This is a genomic window from Nostoc sp. UIC 10630 (genome assembly GCF_010747425.1).
Classification (GTDB): Bacteria; Cyanobacteriota; Cyanobacteriia; order Cyanobacteriales; family Nostocaceae; genus Nostoc.
The window spans coordinates 1-3,365 of record NZ_JAAGOG010000373.1 but is presented as its reverse complement, the minus strand read 5'-3'; the positions used below and the strand labels follow the sequence as shown (position 1 = coordinate 3,365).

Below are 3,365 nucleotides of genomic sequence, written 5' to 3'. Positions count from 1 at the left end.
GAGCAGGGGGAGCAGGGGAAGCAGGGGAAGAATAACTATTTCTTGATTCTTGAGCCATACCCAATTCCCAATGCCCAATTCCCAATGCCCAATTCCCAATTCCCAATTCCCAATTCCCAATTCTCAATTCCCAATTCTCAATTCCCAATTCCCAATTCCCAAAATTAAACAGTTGCGATCGCAACACCAAGCCATCCAGCAAAGTTTTTCTGCTGTGTTGAGTCAGGATGCTCAACAGGTTTTACCTGATATCGAGTGGGATGTGGTGACGCGAGGGTAATGGAATAAGTACGCAGTTCGTCTTGATGAAAAACTGTGACTTGGATGGTATCGTTTGCTTGGTAATCCTTCATGCGATCGCTTAAACTACTCGCTGTTACCTTAATCCCATCAATTGCTAACAACTCATCACCTGCATCAATTCCCCCTATTTGTGCAGGTGAATCAGTTTCCACAAACTTAATCATCTCCCGCCCATTCTCTGTATTTATTCTCACACCCAGGTAAGGTTCTTCCTGCTGTTCAGCTACCAACTGCAAGCCAAAGGGTTCTAGATACTGATTAAAAGGTAAATCATCAGTACTATCAACGTAGCGTTTAAAGAAATCAGTCAAATCGATTCCGGCGACAGATTCTATAACTTCCTGCAACTGTTCTGGAGTATAGCCAATTTCATCTTTCCCGAATTGCTGCCACATTTTCAGCATTACGTCATCGAGGGAACGCTGATTGTCATGAGTAGAGCGAATCAGTAAATCCAGCAATAACGATACCATTTCTCCCTTTAAATAGTAAGAAATTTGAGAATTACCGCTATTGGCATCGGGGCGATAAAGTTTTATCCAGGCATCAAAACTCGACTCGGAAACGGGTTGTACCTTGCGTCCCGGTGTCGTTTCATATCTGGTAATTTCTTTGCTCAAGTTATTCAAATACGACTTAACATCATAAATTTCTGCCCGCAAAGGAATTAACAAGTCATAGTAACTAGTAGTACCTTCACAAAACCACAATGATGGTGTGTAGTTTTCCTGGTCATAATCAAAAACTTCTAATGCTTTTGGGCGAATTCGTTTGACATTCCACAAGTGAAAGAACTCGTGTGCAACCAATTGCATAAAGCGATCGTACTTTTCCTGAGTGCGAAATCCAAAACGTTGGTAAATTAACGAGCAAGAGTCTTTATGCTCCAAACCGCCAAAAGCTTGGCTAAATAAATGTAGCAAAAACACATATCGTTCATAAGGTAAACCCCCGAACATCTGCGCTTCTACCTGAATAATTTTTTGGATATCAGCAATCATTTGCTGAACTTGGTAATTACCTTTCCCCCAAATTGCCAGTTCATGGGGTTTTCCCAAGACCTCAAATTTATACAATTGATGGCTACCAATCTCAAAGGGAGTATCCACCAAAGTATCAAAATCGCTTGCCCAGAAAGTATTTGTTTCCTCACCTACGGGAGGTAGAGCAGTTGTTACCTGCCATTCCGGGTATGGCGGTACGATGGTAACGCGAATGGGTTGCTTATCCCAGCCCGGTAGCCTAAAAAATAATGCTGCACCATTGAAATAACCGTGGGTAGCATCCAAGTGATTTGTCCGTACCGATAGCTCATTGGCAAAAATGCGGTAACGTACAGTTAATTCTGAAACACCTGTTTTATCCACTTGCCAGTGATTTTTACTGATTTTCTGCCAAGGTAAAGGCTTACCCTCTGCAAAAACCACAAAATCCTGTAAATTCTTGGCATATTCTCGAACTAAGTAGGAACCGGGTGTCCATACCGGTAATTTTAAATCGAGAATCGGCGAGGGGTAATCGACAATGCGTAAAGTTACCTCAAACAGATGGGTTTCTGGTTGAGACATTGCTACTAAGTAATGAATTGTCGGGCCAGTTTCCTGGATATATGCGTTGGGACGAGTTGCTGTTGCTTCAGTCATCTTGGTGCTGAGTTAATAATCGATAGGTAATTTCTCTCATGATGACAAATTTGCATGTTAAGTTTCGCGTTTTATTGGGTGCGGTAGTCAGAACTTAGTTTATTTGCCACTTTGCAACTAATCGCCTGCTGCCAAAGCGATCTTTGCAACTTCCAAAATATTTGTATTAATTTTCACACAATTCAGGTAAGGCTAAGACTCTTTATCAAAGTCAAATTTTTAACGTAGGCGCAAAGCGGTGAGCCAGTCCGGTGGACGGGTTCCCCGGCATAAAAGAACTGGCAAACCCGTAGGGCTTGCCGCAGGCTACCGCAGAGGCGCAGAGGAAACAGAGAGAAGAGAAGAAATGCTTAACCCAAGCGTATTGGGCAGTTGTTTATTGAATTCGGGCGGTTGTTTATTGAATTCGGGCGATTGTTTCTTGAATTCGGGCGATTGTTTCTTGAATTCGGATAAGCCTCAACAAATTCACGCAATAAATAAAATGTTTTTTGTGCTAAATAATTTTAACAATACTGAATATTGCGGGTGTTAATCACCTTGATTTTGTTTATCCTAATGGTGTAAAGACAAGGATATAAGCCAGTTTTTATCCTAGTGCATGATTAACAAAAGGAAAGTTATTTATGTCACGTCCAAAACGTGGGTCTAAAGTACTTGATAGGGCACAGCGTCGGATTGCGGCTTTGAAATCGATTAGTTCCACCTTAGATTTAGGTAATGGAGTCACTATTGACACCTTTGCCGCCGCCATCAAAAAAACACAGGAAAAGTTGGAAGCTTATAACTCCAGCCTCTCCACGGTGGATCTAACTCAGGGAATCTTAGAATTAGCCGAAAAGTCGCTGATGGAACTAACAGAACATGTCTTAGTCAGCGTAGCTGCAAGGTATGGCAAGAATAGCGATGAGTATAAAATGGCAGGGGGCGTTCGTCGCAGCGAACGCAAGCGTCCAGTGCGGAAGCCTAAGCAAGAGGTTGTTATTTGATAAAGACAATACATTTGGGGTTTTTTGACACTCTCCCGAATTCAAATCGGGAGATTCTTGCTTAGGTAGTGAAGCAATCGATAAATATTATATTGGCTCTCTTTTGGGCGATCGCTTAACAGCTACAAAATCTTTTGCCAGTTAGCTTTTAGAGCTTGAGTAAGCTATGAACCTGTATTAAAAATACTATGTCCTAACCATCCCAAACCCAAGCCTAGACTAGAAGTGCTAGCTAAAATTAAAAAAGTATGAACCTTGTTAAAAGATTTTAGTAATTCATCTCTAGCCACAGCTACCACAGCCACAGCCACAGCCACAGCCACAGCTGCCACAGCCCAAGCCCCAGCCCCACCCGCCGCAGCCGAAGCCCAAGACCCCGCCCCCGCACCAGACCACGCCAACTCCCCAGAAACCGCAACAGACACACCCA

At 42.8% G+C, this 3,365-nt stretch carries 3 protein-coding genes and 1 pseudogene; 1 reads left to right on the top strand and 3 read right to left on the bottom strand.

Features of this window, described 5'->3' with window-relative positions:
• Both G1O98_RS37475 and G1O98_RS37470 read right to left on the bottom strand, forming a co-directional pair.
• Positions 1–202: hypothetical protein (locus G1O98_RS37475; protein ID WP_163939423.1), on the bottom strand; the 202-nt coding region annotated here is incomplete at its 3' end.
• Positions 165–1,946 (bottom strand): M61 family metallopeptidase, encoded by a 1,782-nt coding sequence (locus tag G1O98_RS37470; protein ID WP_163939421.1) that lies wholly within the window; start codon positions 1,944–1,946, stop codon positions 165–167. The genes G1O98_RS37475 and G1O98_RS37470, both read right to left, overlap by 38 nt.
• A gap of 626 nt (positions 1,947–2,572) precedes the next feature.
• On the opposite strand from G1O98_RS37470, the gene G1O98_RS37465 reads away from it, so the two are divergent.
• Positions 2,573–2,935 carry a hypothetical protein gene (locus G1O98_RS37465; protein ID WP_163939419.1) on the top strand — a complete coding sequence of 121 codons (363 nt, stop codon included), beginning with the start codon at positions 2,573–2,575 and terminating at the stop codon, positions 2,933–2,935.
• 164 nt (positions 2,936–3,099) lie between these two features.
• Here the strand turns inward: G1O98_RS37465 and G1O98_RS39160 are convergent.
• Positions 3,100–3,365, bottom strand: a pseudogene (locus tag G1O98_RS39160) (serine/threonine protein kinase); the annotation flags it as partial.